Source organism: Actinomyces sp. 594 (assembly GCF_019325145.1).
In the GTDB taxonomy this organism is placed as follows: Bacteria; Actinomycetota; Actinomycetes; order Actinomycetales; family Actinomycetaceae; genus Actinomyces.
The window spans coordinates 26458-47715 of sequence record NZ_PIZC01000021.1 but is presented as its reverse complement, the minus strand read 5'-3'; the positions used below and the strand labels follow the sequence as shown (position 1 = coordinate 47715).

Below are 21258 nucleotides of genomic sequence, written 5' to 3'. Positions count from 1 at the left end.
ACCTTGGTGATACTCCACGACCTTGGTGCCTGTTCCACGACCACCCCGGGGTCGTGGAACAGGCACCAAGGTCGTTTAACGTCGCCCAGGGTCGTGCAGTACGCGGGAGGACACAAGCACCGCCGCCCAAGGCCGGAGGCGCTCGACCGCACATGCGCTACGGTTGACGAATCCCCGCAGCCCGCATACGCTCACCCCAATCCGTGAAACGGTTCAACGAAGACCCGGAGAGCCTCATGCCCGCACACCGTTCAAATCAATCCGCCTCCCCCGCCGGGGGCGCAGGCGGCAGCGCCGCATTCCCCGCAGGTGACAGCCCCACGTCCCCGTGGCGCTCAGCCGACTCCACTGGCACGGACATCAAGCGGACCGCGGCCGACAGTCCTGCCGGCTCCATCTCCCCCAACGCCGACCTTCTCACCGTCCCCGCGCCGGAGGCCACCGACCCGGTCGGCACCCTCACTGCTCCGGTCGGCCTGCGCGTGGACCACCACCGCCCCGACCGACCCGTCCTCGGCGGCACCGGCCCCACCCCGGCGCTGTCTTGGGAAGTGCCGTCCGCCCCCGCCGGCTGGGCCCAGGCCCACGCCGAGATCGAGGTGGTCCGCGGCCGCGTCGGCGCCCTGCCCGGAGCCCCCGAGGTGCTCGCCCTGGACGGCCCGGACTCCCTGTTCGTCCCCTGGCCCGCCCTGCCGCTGAAGTCGCGTGAGAGCGCCGCCTGGCGGGTGCGCGTTGCCGGGGAGGACGGAGTCTGGTCCCCCTGGTCGGCGCCCGCCGTCGTCGAGACCGGGCTGCTGGAACGCGACGACTGGACCGCCCGCCCCATCACCGCCCCCGGCAACCGGCGCACCGATCCGGCACCGGTGATGGTGCGCCGCATCACCGTCCCCGCCGGCACCACCGCCGCCCGCCTGCACCTGACCGCCGGCGGCACCTACGAGGCCTTCATAGACGGCGTCAAGGTAGGCACCGACGAGCTCGCCCCGGGCTGGACCGAGTACTCCCGACGCATCCTGGTGCAGACGCACGACGTCACCACCGTCCTGACCCCCGGTGAGCACGAACTCGCCGTCGTCCTGGGCAACGGCTGGTACCGCGGCCACCTCACCTGGAACATGCGCGAGGCCGTCTACGGCCAGGACCTTTGGCTGCTGGCCCAGGTGGAGTTGAGCGACGGCGCGAGCACGACCGTCGTCGGCACGGACGGCGGCTGGGCCTGGCGGCCCTCCAATATCACCGCCAACGACCTGTACAACGGCCAGTCCACCGACCTGCGCCTGCCCGCGCTGGGTGAGGCGGAGGCCGAATCCCCGGTCGCCGTCCTCGACCTGCCCGAGGCGGCGCTGGAGCCGACCACGCTGCCCCTGCCCACCGTCGTCGGCGAGGTGCGGCCCGTGGAGGTGATCACCACGCCGTCGAACAGACGCGTGGTGGACCTGGGGCAGAACCTCACCGGGCACGTGCGCCTGACGGTGCCCGGCGGCCAGGCGGGGGACGTGATCACCCTGCGCCACGCCGAGGTGCTGGAGCACGGCGAGCTGGGCACGCGCCCGCTGCGCAATGCGGAGTGCACCGACCGCGTCACCCTGGCCGGAACCGGCACCGCCGAACGACCCGAGATCTTCGCCCCCACTCTGACCCAGCACGGCTTCCGCTATGTGGAGGTCGAGGGCTTCCCCGGCGACGACGACGCGCTGCTCGCCTCCCTCACGGCGCGCGTGGTCTCCGCAGGCATGGATCGGTCCGCCTGGTTCACCAGCTCCCAGCCGCTCGTGAACAAGCTGGTGGAGAACACCCGCTGGTCCACGATCGACAATTTCATCACCGTGCCCACCGACTGCCCGCAGCGCGATGAGCGCCTGGGCTGGACCGGGGACATCGGCGCCTTCGCCCCCACAGCCCTGAGTCTGTACGACGCCGCCGCCTTCCTGAACTCCTGGACGAGGGACCTGGCCGCCGCCCAGACCCCGGACGGCGCCCTGCCGGTGGTTTCCCCCGATGTGCTGGAGGGCAACAAGCTCACGTGTGCCTGGGGCGACGCCATCACCCTGGTGCCCTGGGCGGTATATGAGGCCACCGGCAACCCGGCCGTGCTGGCCGCCAGCGTGGAGGCGATGAGCTGCTTCGTCGACGGCGTCGCCGCCGTGGCCGGGGACTCGCACCTGTGGCGGGGCGGCTTCCAGTTCGGCGACTGGCTGGACCCCGACGCCCCGCCGGACAACCCGGGCGCCGCCAAGGCCGACCCGGATGTGGTGGCCACCGCCTACTTCGCCCGCAGCGCGGACATCACCGCTCGCGCCTGGGCGATCCTCGGCAACGCCGAGCGCGCCGCCCACTACGAGGCACTGGCCGCGAGCGTGCGGGAAGCGTACCTGGACGCCTACGTCACCGCCGACGGGCTGATCCTGTCCGACTGCGCCACCGTCTACGCCCAGGCACTGGCCTGGGATCTGCTGGACACGCCGCGGCGCGTGACCGGGGCGGGGCAGCGCCTGGCGGACCTGGTGCGGCTGCGGTCCTTCCGGATCTCCACCGGCTTCGTCGGCACCCCGCTGGTGCCGACGGCGCTGGTCAAGGGCGGCCAGGCGGCCACGGCGGCCCGGCTCATCCTGGAGCGGGAGTGCCCCAGCTGGCTGTACCCGGTGACCATGGGCGCCACCACCATCTGGGAGCGCTGGGACTCCATGCTGCCCAACGGGGACATCAACCCCGGGGAGATGACGAGCTTCAACCACTACGCCCTGGGCGCCGTAACCCAGTGGCTGATTACGGACCTGGCCGGCCTGGACGTCGTCGGCGCCGGCGGGCGCGCGCTGCGGGTGACCCCGCAGGTGGGCCACGGCTTCACCTCGGCGAGCGTGGTGCGACGACTGCCGCTGGGCACCGCCCGCACCGCCTGGGAGCTCGACGGCGACGCGCTGCACGTGAGCGTGCAGGTGCCGGTGGGGGCGAGTGCCGAGCTGGTGCTGCCCGGTGTGGCGCCGGAGGTGCTCGGCCACGGGCTGCATGAGCGCACGGTGGCGTTGCTCGCGCAGCTGCGCGACGGCAACGGAGAGATCCGGACGGTACGGGACCTGATGGACGATGATGCGGCCTGGGAGCGCGTGGTGGAGGCGGTGCGCGGCAAGCACGGCGCCTACATGGCGGACCCGGCGGCCACGCTCACCGGATTCCTCACCCATGAGCTCGATTCGACGGCGCGGGTCGTGCCCGGAGCTGCCACCATGTACGGCTTCATTCCCGGCATGGAGGCGGTAAAGGCCGCGCTTGACGCCGTCATCGCCGAAGTGGCGCCGAACGCACCCCAGGTCCCCGCCGCCCAGCGCGGCTAACCCCCACTTCCCGCCGAGACCGGCACTTGTAACACACCGAGACCGGCATTAGTTACACACCGAGACCGGTAGATATGGCGGTGGTCCGAGGCGCCCCGTGCCCTCTCGGACCACCGCCCCCAGCGCCCGAAGTAGAACGCCGCGTCAAAGGAGGACACCGTGCCCACCCGGTCCGCCCGCCCGATTCTGCCGGGCTACTACCCGGATCCGTCCATCTGCCGCGTGGACGGAGCTTTCTGGCTGGTCAACTCCAGCTTCGAGTACCTGCCGGGCGTGCCCGTGCACCGCTCCGCCGACCTGGTGCACTGGGAGCAGGTCGGTCACGCCTACGCCCGCCCCTCCGCCCTACCGCTGCCGGGAGGCGACGCCGGCTCCCAGGGCACCTTCGCCCCCACCATCCGCCACCACGACGGCGTCTTCTACGTGATCGTCACCAATATGGGGCAGGACCCGCTGAGCCAGCGCATCGTGCGCACCACAGATCCCGCCGCCGGCTGGTCCGACCCGGTGGAAGTGCCCGACACCCCGGGCATCGACCCGGACCTGTGCTGGGACGAGGAGGGCGTCTGCCACCTGAGCTGGCGCGGAGTGTCCTTCGAGACCGGCACCGCGGTATCCACGCTGCGCTCGGTGCCGATCGACCCGGACACCGGCCGACGCCTGGGCGAGCCGGTCGAGTTGTGGCAGGGCACGGGCATGCGCGACGCGGAGGGGCCGCACCTGTACCGCCGCCGCGGTTGGTGGTACCTGCTGCTGGCCGAGGGCGGCACCGGCATCGGGCACTGCGTGACCATGGCGCGCGCCCGCGAGCTGACCGGCCCGTGGGAGGAGCACCCCGGCAACCCGATCCTCACCCACCGCTCCACCGACCATCCGGTGCAGGCCACCGGGCACGCCGACCTCGTCCCACTCGACGCCGACGGATGGGACGGGGCGCGCTTCGCCATGGTGCACCTGGGCATTCGCCAGCTGGAGCCCTTCCCCGGCTACCACGTCAACGGCCGGGAGACCTTCCTGGTCGGCGCAGACTGGGAGGGGGACTGGCCGGTCGTCATCGAGGACCGCTACGCGGAGGCGATCGCCGCGCGCGACGCCGCCTCCACGCACACCTTCACCGATGAGTTGCGCGGCAGGCCCGGACCAGTGGCCGACGCCGACGCTCCCTGGGATCTGCCCGACCGGTGGGTCTCCCCGGGCGGGCTCGCCCGTGCCGCACTGGCGCGCGACGCGGCCGGGAGACTGACGATCACTGCGCCCGGCGACGACGCCGCGCCGCGCCCGCTTCTGGCCGTCCGTTGCCGCGACTCCGCCTGGCGGACTGAGGTGGAACTGGCTGTGGAGTCGGGCGCCGTCGTCGAGCTGTGCGTGTACCTGGACCCCGGTCACCGGGCCGCCGTGCGCTGGGACGGGGACCGTGCCGTGGCCGTCGCGACCGCGGCGCCGTTTGAGCAGACTCTTGGCGAGTTGACGGCAGCGGACTTGAAGGGGCTGCAGAGACGGGCGTTGCGGATGTGGGTGAGCGCGCAGCTCCCGGAGTCGGGATTCTTCGGGCAGCGCGTGCCCGACGAACTGGTGCTGGGCGTGAGCGTGGATGGGCGAGACATAGAGCTGGGCCGGCTGGACGGCCGCTACCTGTCCACCGAGGTCGCCGGCGGTTTCACCGGCCGGGTTGTGGGCGTGCGCGCAGTGAGCGGCACGGCAACCATTGAGCGCTTCATTTACCAACCGCTGTAGACACGTCAGGCTCGGGCAGGATGAGCCCGGTTGACGGCTGTACGGCTGTGCACGTCTCCGCGAGGCCCATTCCTACAGTCCACACGATTCCGCGGTTCTACCGAAACCGTTAGCGGCCGTGGGTTGCCTCCTGTGTGCGCCGAGGTGCCCGTTGCGCACTGGAGCACTATCACCCAACTCCAGCCCAACTGACAATTCCGCGCAATACCAACAAAACGCGGATCTACCTGGCTCAGCCCGGCTGCTGCTGGCGCAAGAACACCCGCCGATTCAGTCGCAGCGCACCCGCACCGCCATCCAAGGGCGGCTCGGAAGCGGCACGTAGGCCCTGCCGTTCACCCCAGCGGCCACCTGCTCGATCGTCATGTTCCACGTGCCGACGACTCCCGCTCGCCGCTAAACGGCGCTCCGGCACCGTAACCGCGGTCCGAAAGGGCTGGGCAGTGCCGAAAGGTCGGCGGGTAGTTCTCCCCCCATCCGCGGCCGACGGCGTCGTGGAGGGCTGCGGGTCATCAGTCCGCAATACGCGCCGCCGGAGTCCACAATTCATCCTCGTCGCAGGGCTCGCCCAACACCTGTGGAGAGTCGGCGGTCTCCGCGTGCGCGAAAGCCGCAACTGTCCGAGCATCAGTTCATGGACACCATCCCCGCGCCACCCCCGCTGCCCACGATTGAGTTCACTTATGCCGGGCGCCCCAGCAGGTCCCGTGCCGGTGACACCCGTGTGCAGATCGCTCCCGGCGTCGCCTTGCTTCCGACTCCCGGGCGGGCGGTGTGGGCGCAGCAGCGCGAGGTCGGCCTGGCCCGGTGTGTGGCCGCCGTGCACTCGGCCAGATCCGCAGTAGTACTCACCCACGAGGCGGCGGCACTCGTGCACGGACTGTGGCTGCGCCATGGCGAGACCGATATTCGCATCGCAGTGCCCACGAATCCCAAGCGCACCCGGCTTCCCTTGGCTCCGGTCGCCTTCACGGACGGGAACCTCCCGCACCTTTCCGGAGCGGGTCGCGTCGTCGGCCTGCGGCGCCGCCGTTCCCGACTGCAGGACGAACATGTGGAGGTGGTGAACGGGCTTCCGGTTACGACTCTGCTTAGAACAGCGGTCGACTGCGCCTTCGACCTGCCTGCGCGAGAGTCGATCACAATCGTCGATTCGGCCATGCGTGCGCTGTGCCAACCCGACCGATTCAGCCCGCAGCAGGCGAAGGCAAAGTGGGAGCGCGTTCGTCCCCAGCTGCTGGCGGCGGTTGGGGCGGAAGGCCCACGGCGGGGAGCGGTGCGCGCTCGCGCCGTCGCTGCCATGGCGAGCCCATTCTCGGAGTCGCCAGGCGAGAGCCTGACGCGGCGTCTGGTCGTGGCGCTCGGGTTGCCCGGGCCGGAGTTGCAGCACGAAATCATGCTCGACGCCGACGGCCACCGCTTCCTCGATCTCGCCTGGCCGGACCTGCGGTTGGCGATCGAGTTCGACGGCCGCAGCAAGTACAGCTTGAATGACGACCTCTGGGAGGAGAAGCTCCGGCAGGACGCCATCGGCGCCATGGGATGGTCATTCATACGGGTGACGTACGCGGACCTCAACGACGAGGAGCGGCTGACCGCGAGAATCATGGAGCGCATGCCGCCGAGCGTGACGCTGCGTGCCCGCCGCGTTCCCGGGCTGTGGGAGTAGCGCGGGTCGAGTATCAATCGCGGCGAGCACCCGCGCGGGTAAAAAGGTCGTTCTCGGCCGGGCGATGACATGTTTGCCCGCCCGAGGACGTACTCGGGCGCCCGAGGACGTATTCGCCACGCCGAGGTCGTTTTGGGGCTCATGAGGACGTAGTCGAGCAAGCACACAGGGTCGTATTCGGGCCGATGAGGACGTATTCGGGCTCACGAGGTCGCACTCGACCACTGTTATGTCTCAGGACATCACAGTCGCACTCGACCACCCCACACCAGCCGAATACGACCTCGTACTCCCCAAACCCTCCACATCGTGGAGGGTTTCGGGCTGATGAGGACGTTTTCGCCGCGCCGAGGTCGTATTCGGGCCGATGAGGACGTACTCGCCGCGCCGAGGTTGTCTTCAGGTGAGCGCGGAGGTCGTCCTGGGGCTCACGCGGTCGTACCCGAGCCGCCGAGGAAGTCTTCGACCCGCCGAGGACGTACTCGGGAAGTCGGTGGTGGCGGCCGCGGACGGCTCGCCGTCCCCGTTGACTGCGCCCACCCCGGCAATTATTCTTTGAGTCGTTTCAACGCCCGCCCCTCGTCACCGCAGACGGAGCCACATCGTGTCAGTGCAGACATCGCAGACGTCCCCCGCGCCGCAGCAGCACGTTACTTCGGCCTCACCAAATGCCCCACTACCCGAAGTCTCGTTGTCCCAACCCGACGGCACCCTCCCCGCTGCCCACCCCTCCACCCCCGAGGCTGCGCTCACCGCCGCCGCCTTGCCCGACCCCGTCGGCGAGCTGACCGCCCCCACCCACCTCAAGTTCGAGCAGTACCTGCCCGGTGACGTCCTGGGCGGAGCCTCCCCCACCCCCCGCCTGTCCTGGGAAATCCCCACCGCCCCAGCCGGCTGGTCCCCCACCGACGCCGAGGTGGAGCTCACCCGCACCGATCCCGCCGGCAACCCACTCGGCAGCCCGCAAACGCTCCCGCTGGCCACCGCCGACGGCGTCCTGACCGCCTGGCCCGCCGTCGCGCTGGCCTCTCGCGAGCGGGTGGTGGTGCGGGTACGCGTGACCGGCTCGGTCGCCGTCGCCGCCTCCGCCACCACCCCGGCCACTGCGGTGCCCGCCACCACCGGATGGTCAGAGCCCGCCGTCTACGAAGCCGGCCTGCTGGATGCCGCCGACTGGCAGGCCCTACCGGTGGGCCCCGCCTGGCCCGAGAACCCCGAAAGCGACCGCCGCCCGCCCCGGGTGCGTCACGAGTTCACAGTCGACCGCCCGGTGGTTTCCGCCCGCGCCTACGTCAGCGCCCACGGGCTCATTCGCGCCGAGCTCGACTCTGCCCGCATCGGCACCGACGAGCTGGTGCCCGGTTGGACCGTGTACGGGCAGCGGCTGGTCGCACGCACCTACGACGTCACCGGCCAGCTGCTGGACGCCTCCCCCGCCGGCGATGGCGTCGGCACTCATGCGCTCGGCGCGCAGCTGGCAGACGGCTGGTACCGCGGACACATCGGCTTCGACGGCGGCTACCGCAACCTGTATGGCGACGACGTCGCCGCCATCATCCAGCTCGAGCTCACCCACGCCGACGGCAGCCGCAGCACCGTCGCCACCGGCCCCGAGTGGCGGGCCGGCGCGGGCGAGATCCTGTTCACCGGCCTGTACGACGGCGAGACAGTCGATGCCCGCCTGACCACTCCCGGCTGGTCCGCCCCCGGCTTCGACGACGACGCCTGGTCACCGGTAGCGGTGGGCGACTCCGACGCCGAGCGGCTGATCATGCCGCTGGATGCCCCGGTGCGCGCGCAGGAGACCCTGCTCCCGGTGGCGGTCACCGTGCAGGAGCGGCAAGCGATGCGCATCGGGGAGGCTGAGATCGAGACCTCCCCGGAGCGGGCGCTGATCGACTTCGGCCAGAACATTTCCGGCCGCCTGCGTATTCGCGTGGCCGGCCCGGCCGGCACCACCATCACCTTGCGGCACGCCGAGGTGCTCGAGCACGGCCAGTTGGGCACGCGCCCGCTGCGCGGTGCCGCCGCCACCGACCGCTACACCCTGGCCGGCGACGGCGTGGAGGAGTGGGAGCCGGCTTTCACCATCCACGGCTTCCGCTACGCCGACGTCTCGGGCTGGCCCGGCGGGGCGGCGGCGGCCAAGCGGGACATCGAGGCCGGGGCGATCACCGCCGTCGTCGTGCACACCTCAATGGAGCGGCTGGGCGCCTTCGAATGCTCGGACGCCAGAGTGAACCGCCTGCATGAGAACTCGCGCTGGTCCATGCGGGACAACTTCGTCGCCCTGCCCACCGACTGCCCGCAGCGCGACGAGCGTCTGGGCTGGACCGGCGATATCCAGGCCTTCGCCCCCACCGCCGCCTTCCACTACGGCTGCACCGGGCTGCTGTCCTCCTGGCTGGCGGACCTGGCCATCGAGCAGCAGGCGCATGGCACCGTGCCCTGGTACGTGCCCGTGATTCCGGGCGGCCTGTGGACGCCGCCGCGGCCGGCGGCCGTGTGGGGCGACGCCGCCACCGTGGTGCCGTGGGAGCTGTTCCGGGCCACCGGCGACCGGGACCTGCTGGCGCAGCAGTACGACTCCGCCAAGGCGTGGGTGGACCTGGTGGACTCCCTGGCCGCGGATGACCACGTGTGGGACTCCGGCATGCAGCTGGGCGACTGGCTCGACCCCTCCGCCCCGCCGGACAACCCCATGCAGGCGATGACCGAGCCACACCTGGTGGCCACGGCCTTCTTCGCCCAGTCGGCCCGGATAGTGGCCGGTTGGGCGCGGGTTCTGGGCCAGGAGGAGGACGCCGCCCACTACGCCGCCCTGGCGGACGCGATCGGGGAGGGCTTCCGCGCCCGCTTCACCGACGGCGCTGGGCGCATGACCTCAGACACCCAGACCGCCTACGCCCTGGCGATCACCTTCGACCTGACCGGATCGGAGGGCAACCGCAAGGTGGCCGGTAACCGCCTGGCGGAGCTGGTGGAGGCCTCCGGCGGGCATGTGTCCACCGGCTTCGCGGGCACGCCCGTGCTCACCGGCGCGCTTAGCGCCACCGGCCACGTCGACGCCGCCTACCGGCTGCTGCTGACGACGACGTGCCCGAGCTGGCTGTACACGGTGACCATGGGGGCAACCACCACCTGGGAGCGCTGGGACTCCATGCTGCCCGACGGGAGCATCAACCCCGGCGACATGACCAGCTTCAACCACTATGCCCTGGGCGCGGTGGCGGCCTGGCTGCAGCGCGGCGTCGCGGGCATGGCTCCCGCGGCGCCCGGCTACCGAGTGATCGAGGTGGCCCCGGCCCCGGGCGGGGGCCTGACCCACGCCGAGTCCGTGCACCGCACCCCCTACGGCTGGGCGGCCGTGGCCTGGCGGCTGGTGGACGAGGCCGGACACGAGATCACCTCGCAGGCGGCAGCGGCCGGGCAGGGGCGGCTGGAGGTCGACGTCGTCGTCCCGGTCGGGGCGAGCGCACGCGTCACGCTGCCGGGCCGGGAGGGCGAGGAACCCATCGAGCTGTCCCACGGCCGCCACCACCTGGTGGCCTGAGGCAGAGCCAGTGGGCCGGCGTGCGAGCCGATGCCGCTGCCACGCCGACCTCACCGGAGTAGCCGACAACCGACCGCGGACAGGAGTAGTGCTCATGACCGATGGCCCTGAAACCGATCGGGACACCGCCGCCATCCCGGACTCCGTCCGCACCACCCTGAAGCTGCCCGCTGCGGACGGACCCGCCTCCCGCGCCATCCACGAGGTGCTGGAGGTCCCGATGCCGGACGGGACCGTGCTGCGCGCCGACGTCGTGCGTCCCGCCGACGCCGCCGCCCACCCGGCGCTGCTGACCCGCTGCCCCTACTTCGGCGCCTGGCGCCCCATGGTTGCCGAAGTCACGGGCGCGGACCCGGCCACGCCCGGCCTCATGGCGGGGGTGCTGGGCATGCAAGCGGGCGTGAGCCTGGATCGGGCTGTCGCCGCGGGTTTTACGGTGGTCGCCCAGGCCTGCCGCGGCACGGACATCTCCGACGGCGACTTCCGCTTCTACTTCGATGAGGCCGCCGACGGTACCGCGACGCGCGCGGCGCTGGCCGCGCTGCCCTGGTGCGACGGGAGGGTAATCACCTTCGGCAACTCCTACCTGACCACCACCCAGTTCACCGCTGCCCTGGCGAGCACCGAGAACCTGGCGGGCATGACCGCCTGGGTGTCTCCCTCCACCTATGACGATGACCTGGCCATGCGCGGCGGCGTGCTGCTGGAGGGTCCGTCCTATGAGTGGGCGCGTCAGCAGGTGCGCACAGGGCTGTGGCGCGACGGTCGCGCGGACGCCCCGCAGGAGGCGCTGCCCGAGCCCGTGGAGGACTTCACCCCATATCTGAAGCGGGTCGGGATCGGGCAGGCGGCACGCGATCTGGCGGCCGCGCACCGGGCCGGCGGGCACCTGGTGGACTGGGTGAACCATCCGCTGCACGACGCCTACTGGGAATCCGTCGCCTACCCGACCGATGCCCTGGCCGACTTGGACGTGCCGACGCTGCACGTGTCCGGCTGGTACGACCTGTTCCAGGGCGGCACCCTGCGCAATTTCACGGCCATGGCCTCCGGTGCGGCGGCGCGGGGCCGCCCCGGCGACGTACGCCTGGTAATCGGACCCTGGACTCACCTGACCTTCGACGGGCACCTGGCCGGGCGCGACTTCCCCGGCGGCGGCATCGACGACGTCGGCCTGGGCGAGTTGAGCCTGGACTTCTGGAAGGCGGTGCTCGGGGACGCGCAGGCGGCGGCGCGGCTGCCCCGCGACCCGGTACGCGTTTACATCATGGGCGCGGACCGGTGGATCGACCTGCCCGCCTGGCCCGCCCCCGACGCCGTCGAACAGGCTTGGCACCTGGGCGCGGGCGGAATACTGGACGCCCCAGGAGAGGGGCGGATTGAACCCGCCGCACAGTCCGACGGTGTCACGAGCACTGCGGCCGATGCGGTCTCGCCGCGGGAACGCTCCGCCCATGAGGCTGCTCCGGGCTTCACCGCCTGGGTGCATGACCCCGCGGATCCGGTGCCCACCGCGGGCGGCCAGATGCTAATGGGGCCGCCGGAGAACGCCGGCCCGCACGACCAGCGCGATGTTGAGGCGCGCGGGGACGTCGCGGCGTTCACCAGTGCGCCGCTGACCGAGCCGGTGACGATCCTCGGGCCGGTGCGCCTTGAGGCCTGGGTGGCGGCCGACGCCGTCGACGCCCACCTGCACGCCGCCCTGACCGACGTGGCCCCGGACGGCACCTCCACCCTGCTGACCGACGGCGTGCTGCGGCTCAGCGCCCGCGCCGGAACGGGTAGGCGCGACCCGCTCACACCGAGCGAGCCCGTGGAGGCGAAGGTGGACATGTGGGCCACCGGCGTGCACCTGCCGGCCGGACACCGCCTGCGCCTGGACCTGGCCGGCTCCAACTGGCCGCGCTACAGCGTGGCCGACCCAGCCGACGGCGCCCCGGTGACCATGCGGGTGCTGCACGACGCCGCCCACCCCAGCGCCGTCGTCGTCACCACCGTCGACCTGACGGCCCACCCCGCCGCTCCCCCTCACCGAGGTCGGTAGAAGTAACGTGCCGAATTCGGTCGAAGCGGCGCAATGCGGTCCGCTCCCGTTGGACACTGACCACTGCGCCATTCACCTCAGCAAAAGGACCAGCCATGACCATCCTGCGCGACGACTTCATCTGGGGCGCCTCCACCGCCGCCCATCAGGTGGAGGGCGACAACATCGCCTCAGACTTCTGGGCCGTGGAGCACTCCCCCGCCGGTTTGCTGCCGGAGAAGTCCGGCTCCGCCTGCGACTCCTTCCACCGCTACCGCGAGGACATCCGCCTGGCCGCCGCGGGCGGATTGAAGGCTTACCGCTTCTCCATCGAGTGGGCTCGCATCGAGCCGGCCGACGGCGACTTCTCCCGCGCCGCCCTGCTGCACTACCGGGACATGATTGACGCCTGCCACGAGTACGGCCTGGAGCCGATCATCACCCTGCACCACTTCACCTGCCCGCTGTGGTTCACGCTCGGCGGCGGCATCCAGCGCGCCGACGCCGCCGACCGCTTCGCCGCCTACGTACGCCAAGTCTCCGAGATCCTGCACGACGTGCGCTGGATCATCACCATCAACGAGCCCAACATCCTGAACCTGATGAGCGGCCTGACCGCCGTGATCGGCGAGAACCCCGGGACGGAGCGCGCTCCGGCCGGGGGCGTGGCTGCTGGTAACGCCGAACATGGGGCCGACGACGTCGAGGCGGCCGCGCCCACCGAGCGGATGGCCGCCCTGCCCGCCCCGTCGCTCGAGCTGGCACCCAAGCTGATCGCCATGCACGCCGCCGCCCGTGCCGTGCTGCGCCAGACCGTGCCGCAGGCGCAGGTCGGCTGGGCGATCGCCGCCCAGGCCTTCACCCCCACCCCCGGTAATGATGAGGCGTTCGAGCGGGTCTTCCACCACTGGGAGGGCGTCTACCTGGACGCCACCGGCGAGGACGACTTCATCGGCGTGCAGGCATACACCTCCCAGCCGGTGGACGCCTCCGGCCCCGTCCCGCACCCCGACTCGCCCGAGAACACGCTGACCGGCTGGGCCTACCGTCCCGACGCGCTGGGCATCAACCTGCGCCGCTACTGGGAGCGCTACGGCAAGCCCCTGCTGGTCACCGAGAACGGCATCGCCACCTCCGATGACGCCCGCCGCATCGCCTACACCACCGAGGCGCTGCGCGGCCTGATCGCGGCCGTGGCCGACGGCGCGGATGTACGCGGCTACTGCCACTGGTCACTGCTGGACAACTATGAGTGGGGCCGCTGGGAGCCGACTTTCGGGCTGATCGCCGTGGACCGCGAGCGCGACTTCGCCCGCATGCCCAAGCCCTCCCTGGCCTGGCTGGGGCGGATCGCCGCGGAGAATGCCGCCTCGCTCGAGCCCGGCGCCTGACTCCTGGCTTAGCCTGCGTCCACGATCTCCAGCACCACGCGCTGGTAGCGGGTCAGCGGCGGGGTGCCGGTGTCGGTGCCCTCGACGATCAGGTGGATCGCCTGGCCGGGGCGCGCCTGGGCGGGGACGGTGACGACGGCGGTGCCGGCGCCGTCGTCCTGGATGCGCGGCGGCGTCGGGCAGGGATTCGGCCCGGCCTCCGGGTAGGCCCACCAGCGCAGCAGCACGTGGTCGCCGTCGGGGTCGGTGGCGGTGGCGGTCAGGGTGACCACCTCGCCGGGGCGCACGCGGCGCACCAGCCCACTGCCGCCGTCGGGGTGCTCGACGACGACGGCCGGCGGGTGGTTGGCGTCCTCGTAGCGTGGCGTCACCGACCAGGTCAGGCGGGCGGCGAACTCGTTCTGCAGGGCCCGCCACCAGCGGGTCATGTGGTACTCGGGCGGGGCGGAGCCGTCGGCGGCGTGGTCGACCACCTGTTGGGGGTAGTCGGGCTGGGGCAGGCCGGGCAGGTCGAAGCGCATGTCGGAGGTGAGCGTGTCGGGCAGCTGCGGGTGGGGGACCTGGCGGCCGCCCCAGCCGCCGAAGGTGGCGTCCTCCCAGGAGTGCAGGCCGCTGGGGATCAGCAGGGTGAAGTTGGAGGTGTCGCCCTCGGAGATGAAAGAACCCGCCTCCTGCACCGGGCACCACACCCGGTAGCCCTCCGCGCGCAGCTGCGCCTCGGTCTTGCCCGTCTCGCCGAAGTAGTCCTCGGGGTCGAAGTCGGCGGCCATGCGCCGCCCGTCGCCCCACACCCGGTAGGCGGCCCCCAGGGGCCCGCGGGCGCTGACGTTCTCGCGCGTCCACTGCGGGCCAACGAGCTCGAGGTCCGCGGGGAGCAGCACGTCCCGGGTGGTGTATCCCCAGGCGCGGGTGGCGACCTCGCGGTGCTCCAGGCCGGGCCAGCGCGGCCGGATGTATTCACTCAGGGTGGAGTCCTGCTCCCCGAAGGAGGACAGCACCACCCGGTCCAGCACCCGCTGCTTCAGCGTCGGCCAGTCCTCCCGGCCTCCGAGTTCCTCTTCCAGGGTGCGCAGGGCGCGGGCGAAGGTGGAGATGCCGCCCCAGGCCTGGATGAACAGGGGGCGGGCGGCGTCCAGCAGCGCGCCGCCCTCGCCGGTGGCGGCGTCCGGGGTCAGCGCGATGTCCCGCAGCAGATCGGCGATGAGCGTTGAGCCGGGGGTGTCTTCGTCCATCTCCCCTTCGGCGGTGATGTTGCCCATGCGCACCAGGGAGCGCAGGTGGGCGGCGGTGGGGAAGCGGGGGTCGTGCACGCGCAGGGTGTCCTCCACTTGGGCGTAGGCGTCGATGGCCTCGTCGATGTGGAGCCTGTCACCGGGGGCGGGCCAGCGGTGGGAGGCGATGCCGCGGGCGGGGTCGCCGGCGTAGTGGAACTTGCTGCCCGCGTACACCAGGCCGCACAGGTCGATCTCGGCGGCGTGGGTGAGCAGGCGGATCATGGAGTTCAGGTCATCCAGCTCAGGGTCGGTGGTGACCACGACGCGGGGCCAGTCGGCCCGCGGGAAGGCTTCCTTGCGCATGGCCCCAGCGTGCCACATGCGCGGTTCGCTGCGAGATCTCGACGACGCCTGAACGGCCCATTAGGACGCCCGCACCGATATGCGTCTGTGCCCGCAGTTACACTGAGCCCGCCTTCTCCGGCACCTTCTCCCGGGACACCACTGTCCTGACAGCCGGGGAAGAAGGAGGTTGGGGAGGAGGTGAGGGCCGTGTCCAAACCGAAAGGCCGACACGCCAAAGTCCGGAAGGACAGGATTACGGCCCGGCAGGTGAGCGAGATAATTAACGACATCGCTCGCCTGGTCCGGGCCGTAGGTGTCCTGACGGATGCCCTCAGTAAGTGGTTCGGCTGAGCCGCTTACGTCGGGGAGTCATCCGGGTTGCTGCCGGGTGGCTCCCCCCTATTGTGCCCGCCCGCGCGCTCGCCTGACAAGGCCGAGCAAGTGGGGGATCGGCGTCGGCGGGGTGTCCCGCTCCCCTTCCATCAGCTTCAGACGGCGTCCCGCTCGCCGCGTACATATGGCAGCGGTCGCCAGCAGCGCTCGCCCGGGCAGCGGGCAGGCTACGCCACCAGCCCGGGATGTGCTGCAATGGGCCGGTGGATCGCACCGACGCCCCGCCCCGTGCAGACGACTCCGCGCCGCCGGACCCCACCGAGGCGCGCGAACTGCCACCGGTGCCCGGCTGGTTGGACGAGCCAACCGGCGAGCAGGCCCTGGCCTGGGCGGCGGCACGGACGGATGAGACGGTCGCCGCCTTCACTGACGACGTCGACTACCTGCGCCTGACCCAGGACCTTCAGGAGATACTCGACTCCCCGGACCGCATTCCCGCAGTCACCGAGGCCGCCGGCATGGTCTACAACTTCTGGACCTCCCCGGAGCACCCCCGCGGAGTGTGGCGGCGCACCACCTGGGCGTCATACGCGGCCGGGGCCCCCTCCCGCCCGCCGCGCCCCGACGACGCCTCCGCCACCGAGTGGGAGGTGCTGCTCGACCTGGATGCTGAGCGCCGTCGGCGCGGCCACGACCTGGCCTGGGCGGGGGCGCAGGTGCTGCAGACCGGCCCGCTGGCAGGACGCCGCGCCCTGGTGAGCCTGTCCGACGGCGGGACGGACGCCACCACCACCCAGGAGTTCGACCTGGAAGAGCGGCGCTTTCTGGGGACGGCCGAGGGCGGCTTCCGCAAGCCCCTGTCCAAGGGCACGCTGACGTGGGGCGCCGACGGCGACACCTGCCTGCTTTCGGACGACTTCGGTGCCGGGTCGCTGTCGCCGGCCGGACTGCCGCGCCAGGCGCGTCGCCTGCGCCGCGGGCAGGCGCCCCGGGACGCCGAGGTGCTGATCACCGGCGCCGCGGATGCGATCGTCACCCGGGCCAGCTGCGATGCTTGGGGCCGCACCTGGCTCATGAGCATGGACGGCATGGGTGACACCCGCGTGTGGTGGCTGCCCGACGACGCCGTCGTGCCCGTCGGCGAGGCGGAGGCGCGGCAGGCGCTCGCGGCCAGGGATGAGACGGTGCCAGCAGGTGCGATCCGGATCGAGGCACCGCCGTCGGCCTCCGTGGGGGTGGGACGCGACTGGGTGACGATCCAGCTGCGTGAACCCTGGGAGGTGGCGGGGGAACGCTACGAGGCGGGCATGCTGCTGGCCGCTCCACTGGATCAGTGGCTGCGCGGGGAGCGCGACGGGCTGGAGGTGCTGTTCGCCCCCACGTCCTCGTCCTTCCTGTCCGCCGCCACCTGGACCCGCCACCACCTGGTGCTCACGGTGCTGGACGACGTCGCCGGTCGGCTGGAGGTGTGCACGCCGCCGTCGCAGCGTGAGCCGGAGGCGGGCGAGCACGCCGTCGGCCGGGGCGGATGGCACCACCACTGGATCGACCTGACGGGCGCCGCCTACCGCCCGAGTGAAGCCGAGGTAGCCGCGGCCCCGGACCCCACCGAGCTGCGGCCGGGCCGCCCCCTGCTGGAGGTGAGCGCGCAGGCGGTGCGGCAGCGGGACACCGACTACCTGTTCATCTCCGCCTCGGGGTGGACCACCCCGCCCACGCTCACGCTCGCCCGCCTGACCGAGGCGGGCGAGGTGACCGGCATGTCGGTGCTGCGGCAGGCGCCCGCCCGCTTCGACGCCCGCGGAGTGCGGGTCAGCCAACACGCTGCGGTCAGCGCGGACGGCACGCGCGTGCCCTACTTCCAGATCGGTCGGCCACGCACCGGAGCGGATGCAGGCGAAGGTGGAACGGCCCCAGGCCCGACCCTGCTGTACGGCTATGGCGCCTTCGGCACCAGCCAGACGCCCTGCTACCAGCCACTGACCGGGAAGGCGTGGCTGGAGCGGGGCGGCACCTACGTGGTGGCCTGCACCCGTGGCGGCGGCGAGTACGGTCCCGGCTGGCACCTGGCGGGCACCGGCCAGGGCCGGAGGCGGGTGGTGGAGGACTTCGCGGCGGTGGCGCGCTCCCTGATCGACCGCGGGGTGACCACCGCGAAGCAGCTGGTGGTGCACGGCGCCAGCGCGGGCGGGCTGCTCGCGGGTGAGATGCTCACCTGCCACCCCGAGCTGATCGGCGGGGCAATCGCGGAGGCGCCACTGCTGGACCTGGAGCGGTACACGCGGCTGCTGACCGGCGCCATGTGGCGCTCCGAGTTCGGGGACCCAGACAATCCCGACGAATGGGAGACCATGCGGTCCCTGTCCCCCTTCCACGCCCTGGTGCCGGGGCGGGAGTATCCCCCGCTGCTGCTGCTCACCTCCACCGCCGACGACCGCGTGCACCCCGCGCACGCCCGCGCCATGGCCTACCGGATGCGCGCACTGGGGCTCGCGGCCGGATATGTGGAGCAGAGCGAGGGCGGGCACGCCGGCACGGCGGTCTCTGCCCAGCGGGCCGCCACCAGCGCGCTCATCCACGCCTTCGCCTGGCGGGCGGCCGCCGGCGAGGACGTGCACCCCGGCTCGCAATAGGGCGCAGAGGAGTGCGCCCGGCACCGCCCTCCCTAACAGCAGGACATCAGTTCTTACGCTGGAAGCGCGCCTTGAGGCGGGCGACACGCTCATCCCAGGAGTCCTTGCGATCCTGACGGCGCTGCTCGCGCATGACGCGGCTGGCCTCCTTGTCCGCCGCCTCCGCGGCAGCCTCGGCCGCCTCCAGCTCGGCGAGCACGTCCACTGCGGCACGCCGCAGCACGACGCCGTCTTGGGACGCGGCCAACCCGTCCAGTACCTCCGGCGTCACCTCGTTCACCTCTGCGAGGATCGCCGTCGTGCCCGCGGGCAGACGGGAGCTAAACTCGCCGACGATGGTCTCGTTGCGGCCCAGCCGCTTGCTGTCAGCGATGGATCCAACCAACGCGCCGGTGCCCCAGCCGAGCAGCACGCCCAGCGGGCCACCGAGAATGCCGACGAACATGCCCACCAGGCCGCCGGTGCTTGCTCCGGCGCCGATGACCGCGTCGCTGCCCTCCGCCAGGTGCAGGCGGCCGTCGGGCTCGCGCTCCGCAATGATCGCCGAGGCGACGCCGATGCGCCCCTCACGGGAGGCCCCGCGCAGGTCGCTCAGCGTCTCATAGGCCTTGCTCGACTCCGTGAAGGTGACGACGGCGAAGTTATGGTCGGTCATGTTCTGCTCCTTCCGTGACGCACGGCGTCCCTCACCGCGCGTTCGGTGAACAGTCAACCGGCCGCATCCCGTAACAGCCATGGTCCCGCGACCAGAATTCGCCCATGCCGTCGTGCAACTTGCACAAGGCGCGCGTTGCGCGCACAGTTTTCGTCATGATTCCCGACGCCGCACCGGAGCCGCTGGGACTTCCCGAGCAGCTGCGCCACGAGTTCGTACGAAGGCTCACCAACCGTGCAGACAGCGAGGCCGCCGCAACTCTTAGACAAGTTGCACGCGACCTGCCGGACCTGGTGGTCGACGCCGAGCTGCGAAGACTGACCACCGAGGTAATCAAGGGTTCCTTTCAGTCACTCAGCACTACGCTTCTGCTGGAGACCTCCGGGCAGGACCCCTTGCTCGCCGCGACGGAGGAGATCGTCCAGCACTTGGCGGACCGGGGTGCCGCGGCAGACGTCGTCGAGTCCGTGTTCCTCAATGCCAGCAGGGTGTTCGTCAGGGATGTGGTGTCCACGGCGGTAGAGGTGCTGCCCGCCGGCATGACGTCGCAGGTGCTGCCGCCCCTGGTCGACGTCGTGCTGGCTCAGCTCGCGGCGCGGCACCGCAAAACGGTGGGAGCCTTCTTCGAACGGCGGCAACGCCGTCAGCAGCGCAGCGACGCGGCCCTCCAGGCACGTCTCCGTTCGGTCCTGGACGGTGAGGTCACCGACGGCGCAGTGGCCTCCCGCCTGCTCGGGTATCCGGTGAGTTCCTGGAATATTGCCGCCGTGGTGCGGACCAAATATGACTTCGACGAGGCGATCAGCGGATTGGAGCGACGGCTACGTGAGACGTTGCCGACCGAAAGGACGCTGGTCGTGAACTTGGCGGAGGACACGGCGGCCCTGTGGTCCTCCTGCCAGTCGCAGCCCGCCCAGCAGCACTGGGCGGAGCAGATCCGTAAGGACGAATCCCTGGTCGGTGCCTTCGGGCAGCCGGAGTGGGGCATCACCGGTTTTGTGCGAACCTATGAGCAGGCCACGGCGGCGTTCAGAGTGGTCAGCGCGTCGGGGAACGGACCCAGAGCGGCAGATTACAGCGAGGTAGCGCCACTGACCTTCATGCTGCACAGCCCGGAACACACCCGACGCTGGCTCGGAGCCACGCTCGGCCCACTGGCAGGCGGGACCGCGGACGCGGAGCGGCTGCGCTTCACCCTGCGCCACTATTTGGCAGCAGGTGAGAACGGAAGCGTCACTGCTGAACGCCTCTACGTTCACCGCAATACGGTCAACTACCGCATTGCCCAAGCGGTCGGCATGCTTCCGGACGGTTTAGAGGGGCACCGAACCGACATCGCCCTGGCACTCGACCTGCTGGCATGGATTCCCGATGCCGCCGACCCGGTGACGCCCTGACCGGCCACCCGCGCCGACTGGGACGACCGCGGCCGAGGACGGCGTTCATCGGACTGCCCGCCCCGAGTACTTCCGCTTAGCCGCCCCCATCCGCGCCCGTCGTCAGTCGTCTACTACGCTACTTCACCGTTAGGTACGCCGGTTAGACCTTTGCTGAACGGCCCATAGCCATTCAGCAAACCCCTAAGTGGCGTAGCAGACGGCGAACCGGCGCAGTAGACCCCCGGAGGAAATCGCATGGTCAAGAAGCCGCCCGTAACTATGGGCAAGGAGAGGCTCGCCGCCTTCATGGACGCGGTCCTTGCCATCATCATCACCATCCTCATCCTGGACCTGCCTCAGCCCGAGGTGGTCAGCCCTGCGGGGCTGTGGCAACTGCGCAACGAGTTGCTGGCCTATACGGTCTCCTTCGCCTGGCTGGGCCTGCTGTGGGCGCGCATTCACTACGAGTGGGACCCGGCCGTTTTGGTAACCCGCACGACAGTGGGCCTGAGCCTGCTGCTGCTCTTCTTCGCCTCGTTCTTCCCGTACACCACGACGCTGGTCGCCCAGAATCCGGGCAACAGCACCGCACAGGTGCTCTACGGCCTGGTCTTCCTGCTGACCTCCGTCAGTCGCGTCGCCGTGCACCATTCACTGCGGGCCGCCGACCCGAACAATCAGGCGCTGGTTCCGCTGCGCCGCGATCGCCGGGCCCTGGCGCCGGCGGAGTGGGCAATCCAGATCCTGGGGCTGGTGCTGGCCGCAGTCTGGGTGCCACGTGTGATGACGGTGGCGCTGCTGGGAGGCATCGTCATCAGCCTGGTCGCTTACCTGCAGCGGCGCGGAGACTGAGCGCTCATGCGGCAGCCCGCCGTCGCCACCTCTCCACCAAGATCGGTAGAACTTGCATGCCCAAGCCGGTAGCAGGATTGCCATTCTCCCCGTTGGCCACAGATCACGTCGATCGGCCACTACCTAATCTACCGGGAAGCTGGTA

11 protein-coding genes and 1 pseudogene are annotated in these 21258 nt (G+C 71.1%); 9 read left to right on the top strand and 3 right to left on the bottom strand.

Annotated features, from left to right (window positions below):
• The first annotated feature begins 236 nt into the window (after positions 1-236).
• Together GZ998_RS03035 and GZ998_RS03030 are read left to right on the top strand one after the other, a co-directional pair.
• Positions 237-3332: an alpha-L-rhamnosidase gene (locus GZ998_RS03035; protein WP_219108919.1), complete on the top strand. Its 3096-nt coding sequence runs from the start codon at positions 237-239 to the stop codon at positions 3330-3332.
• A gap of 159 nt (positions 3333-3491) precedes the next feature.
• Positions 3492-5066 (top strand): glycoside hydrolase family 43 protein, encoded by a 1575-nt coding sequence (locus tag GZ998_RS03030; RefSeq protein ID WP_219108917.1) that lies wholly within the window; start codon positions 3492-3494, stop codon positions 5064-5066.
• A 270-nt stretch (positions 5067-5336) separates the two neighbouring features.
• Here GZ998_RS03030 and GZ998_RS13460 read toward each other — a convergent pair.
• Positions 5337-5441, bottom strand: a pseudogene (locus GZ998_RS13460) (DUF5605 domain-containing protein); the annotation flags it as partial.
• Positions 5442-5700: 259 nt separating this feature from the next.
• Between GZ998_RS13460 and GZ998_RS03020 the strand changes: the two are divergent.
• From GZ998_RS03020 to GZ998_RS03005, 4 genes are all read left to right on the top strand, one after another.
• On the top strand, positions 5701-6735 hold the full coding sequence (locus GZ998_RS03020; protein WP_219108911.1) for an endonuclease domain-containing protein: 1035 nt from the start codon (positions 5701-5703) through the stop codon (positions 6733-6735).
• Positions 6736-7426: 691 nt separating this feature from the next.
• The gene (locus GZ998_RS03015) at positions 7427-10288 is read left to right on the top strand and encodes an alpha-L-rhamnosidase (protein ID WP_219108908.1); all 2862 of its coding nucleotides are present in this window, start codon (positions 7427-7429) and stop codon (positions 10286-10288) included.
• Positions 10289-10382: 94 nt separating this feature from the next.
• A complete protein-coding gene (locus tag GZ998_RS03010; RefSeq protein WP_219108905.1) occupies positions 10383-12332 on the top strand; it encodes a CocE/NonD family hydrolase in 1950 nt (649 codons plus the stop codon).
• A gap of 95 nt (positions 12333-12427) precedes the next feature.
• Positions 12428-13702: a glycoside hydrolase family 1 protein gene (locus GZ998_RS03005; protein WP_219108902.1), complete on the top strand. Its 1275-nt coding sequence runs from the start codon at positions 12428-12430 to the stop codon at positions 13700-13702.
• Positions 13703-13710: 8 nt separating this feature from the next.
• Here GZ998_RS03005 and GZ998_RS03000 read toward each other — a convergent pair whose 3' ends face one another.
• Entirely contained in the window at positions 13711-15279 is a 1569-nt protein-coding gene (locus tag GZ998_RS03000; protein ID WP_219108899.1) for a DUF1593 domain-containing protein, read from the bottom strand.
• A 578-nt stretch (positions 15280-15857) separates the two neighbouring features.
• Between GZ998_RS03000 and GZ998_RS02995 the strand changes: the two genes are divergently transcribed.
• Positions 15858-18227: a prolyl oligopeptidase family serine peptidase gene (locus tag GZ998_RS02995; protein ID WP_308807143.1), complete on the top strand. Its 2370-nt coding sequence runs from the start codon at positions 15858-15860 to the stop codon at positions 18225-18227.
• Positions 18228-18273: 46 nt separating this feature from the next.
• Here the strand turns inward: GZ998_RS02995 and GZ998_RS02990 are convergent, their stop codons facing one another.
• Complete coding sequence (locus GZ998_RS02990) at positions 18274-18882, bottom strand: DUF1269 domain-containing protein (RefSeq protein WP_219108893.1); 609 nt, start codon at positions 18880-18882, stop codon at positions 18274-18276.
• A gap of 155 nt (positions 18883-19037) precedes the next feature.
• Between GZ998_RS02990 and GZ998_RS02985 the strand changes: the two genes are divergently transcribed.
• Together GZ998_RS02985 and GZ998_RS02980 are read left to right on the top strand one after the other, a co-directional pair.
• On the top strand, positions 19038-20279 hold the full coding sequence (locus GZ998_RS02985) for a CdaR family transcriptional regulator (RefSeq protein WP_219108892.1): 1242 nt from the start codon (positions 19038-19040) through the stop codon (positions 20277-20279).
• 237 nt (positions 20280-20516) lie between these two features.
• Positions 20517-21113, top strand: coding sequence for a TMEM175 family protein (locus GZ998_RS02980; RefSeq protein WP_219108890.1), 597 nt, complete (start codon positions 20517-20519; stop codon positions 21111-21113).
• Positions 21114-21258 lie beyond the last annotated feature (145 nt).